The sequence below is a fragment of the Lapillicoccus sp. genome (genome assembly GCF_025353065.1).
In the GTDB taxonomy this organism is placed as follows: domain Bacteria; phylum Actinomycetota; class Actinomycetes; order Actinomycetales; family Dermatophilaceae; genus Lapillicoccus.
Map to the genome: position 1 here is coordinate 1 of NZ_JANXRJ010000321.1, position 2747 is coordinate 2747.

2 protein-coding genes are annotated in these 2747 nt (G+C 69.5%); both read right to left on the minus strand.

All coding sequences use genetic code 11. From position 1 onward, the window contains the following. Positions 1-1876 (minus strand): tyrosine-type recombinase/integrase (locus tag Q0R63_RS23480; RefSeq protein ID WP_295702645.1); only part of this gene is annotated, 1876 nt, incomplete at its 3' end. After that, positions 1873-2460 (minus strand): tyrosine-type recombinase/integrase, encoded by a 588-nt coding sequence (locus Q0R63_RS23485; RefSeq protein ID WP_295702647.1) that lies wholly within the window; start codon positions 2458-2460, stop codon positions 1873-1875. The genes Q0R63_RS23485 and Q0R63_RS23480, both read right to left, overlap by 4 nt. Positions 2461-2747 lie beyond the last annotated feature (287 nt).

Consider the following 2747-nt stretch of genomic DNA (forward strand, 5'->3'; position numbering starts at 1 on the left):
CCTGTTCCCACCGTCGTCGGACGGTCTGGTCGGTGATCCGGGCGTAATGCGCTGTCATCTCGGTGGATTCGTGATCGAGCAGGACCCGGACGACCTCTTGGGGGACGTCCTGGTTGATCAACCGGCAGGCGAAGGTGTGGCGCCACTGGTGTGGAGTCAGGTGGACCGGCTCGCCGTGCTCGTCGCAGATATCGCACAGGGTGAGCCAGGCGTTGAGCATGCCGCGGTAGCTGTAGTAGCTGAGCGCGCGGTGGCCGCCGACGTTGCCCGTCAACTGCGGGAACAGGTGCGGGTGCTGCCCGGGCCACCGTTGGGAGACACGCTGCTGCTGGGCTCGGATCTGTACCTCGAGGTCGGGGTCGATGGGCACGGCGGCCTCCCGGCGCATCTTGTGGTAGACGTAGCGCAGGTAGGGCGCGCCGGTACCGTCGTGGACCAGGCAGTCGAAGCCCAGCGTGCACGCGTCGGTAGCGCGCAGGCCGCCCTGGATCAGGATGATGGTGACCAGCCGTCCCTCGGGGGTTGGCCAACGGTCCAGGTTCGCGGGGGCTTCGACCTGGGCCATGACGTGCTCGGCGAGGCGTCGGCTGACCCTGGCAGGGCGAGGTGGCAGGTCGCCGGTGAAGAACACCGCGGTGGTCGGCAGGCTGGGGTCCCAGTCGTGCTGGCGGACAGCCTGCAAGAACGTGCTCACGCCGGTGACGGCGTCTTCCCTGGCGCCGGGGCCGAGCCCGCAGGTGGCCAGCCAGGCCAGGTAGCGCTCGAGCACTGCCCGATCGAGACCGGCGAGCGTGTCCATCTCGGGGAGGGCCTCGGCCAGGAAGGTGCTGAAGCGCGTCAGCGCCGTAACGTCGTTGACTACGGTGCCGACCGCCAACCCCGAGCTCAGCCGTAGCCGTGACCAGCGCTTGACCAGGACGCGCAGCCAATCCTGGGCGATCCGGTCGAACCGCAGCCGGTTCCGTGGGTTCGGCTGGCCCGCGTTGGTGGTCAGGCCAGGCAGCCGTTCCAGCTGCCAGATGTCCTTCGGGTACTCCACCTCCCAGCCGGTGCCCTCGTGGAGCATCTCCACGACGTCGCGGGCGAACGCCAGGAACGCCGGGTAGCTGTTCGTCTTCGGCCCGGCCCGGTCGGCCCACTGCGCGGCCGTCAGGTCCAGTAGCGAGGCCACCCGCGTCTGTTGGGCCAGCCGGATCGCCCAGTTCACGATCGGTGCCGACAGCGTGATCCGGCCCTGATCGGCCCGGCGCTGGACCGCGTACTGCAGCTCCAGCTTCAGCAGTGGCGGCAGCCTGGAGTAGTCGATGCGGTCACGCCCGGTGAGCAGACATCGCCCGACGAACGCCTCGACGTCAGGCCTCCCCTGCATCCGCCACCGGGTCTGGTGTGCCTTACAGAATCGGTTCTTCTCGTGTTCGATCCACAACGAGCAGAACGGCAGCCCGCAGGGCTTCCGACCCGCCGGATCGGCTGCCTGCGCGGTAGCGGCCCAAGCCTGCGGGTCGGGGTGCCCGCTGGCGGCCCACGCGCTGCGGTGCCGCATACACAACCCCAGGCCGCTGCTTCCGTACCGGCAGCCGGGCACGGTGCATCCGGTCAGGTCTCGTCGCCCGTTCAGCGGCAAGCCCGGATCAGCGAGGAAATCAGCGAGTTCGGGTCGTCCGCGACCGACCCACCGTCTTTGGTGAGCTGAGCACAGCCGGTTCCCGCTCGGCGAGCGGTCGCAACGCGCGACGCAGCAGACGCCGCGGCCCAGCACCGGATGATTGGGATCGGGGACGTAAACCTCAACGCGGAACTCGGCACGTACGACGCCGACCAGCTTCTCCACCAGGCCCGGCCTTGGTGGCGTGACGCGGTCGGCGCGGACGCTCACAGGCGTACCTCGTTCCCGGTGAACCAGCCCGCCGCCTCCAACGTCGCACGGGCGTCTTCGACGGTCAGGTGGCCGTAGGTGTCAATCGTGGTCGTGATCGAGGCATGCCCCAGCAGCGCCTTCACCGACTCCATCCCCGCACCTCGGCGCAACAGCCAGGTGGCGTAGGTGTGCCGGAACCAGTGCGGGCTGAACGCGACACCGGTCCGCCGACGCACCCGCCGGACCAGGTCATAGACCGCCGGGTAAGTCAGTGGGTGCCCGTGCGGGCGTCCCCACAAGTTGACGAACACATAATCCGAGTCCAGCGCCCCGAACTCCTGAGCGAGGTAGTCGGCGTACAGCCGGATCAGCTGCCCACTGGCCGGGATGAACCTGGACCGGCCACCCTTGGCGCGGGCCCGGTTGTCGTTGTCCCGGGCGATGACAGCCACCCGTGGCTGCGCAATGTCCAGATCCTCGTGCCGCAACCCGAGCGCCTCACCGATCCGCACACCGGTGTCCAGCAGCAGCGAGAACAAGAACCGGTCACGCAGGTGCTCACACCCATCCAGGATCGCTTGCGCCTCGGCGACAGTCAGCACCCGCCTCGGGGAGCGTCTGGTCACGCTCGGCTTCTTCGCCAAAGCGCTGCTCATCCTCGGGCCGGCAATCCGCGGGGCGCTCCTGGCCTCGTGGGGAAACCTGTCCGACGCGGTTCAACAGGCCGTCGTGGGCTCGGCCGCGTCCGACATCACCATCACGACGAGCCGGCCCCCGGCGCCACCAGCATCCCCGCCCGCCGCCCAACCGCCCGCCGCCCAACCTCCCGCCGCCCGACCGCCCAGCTACCCGCTGCCCAGCCACCCCCCGCCCAACCTCCCGCTGCCCA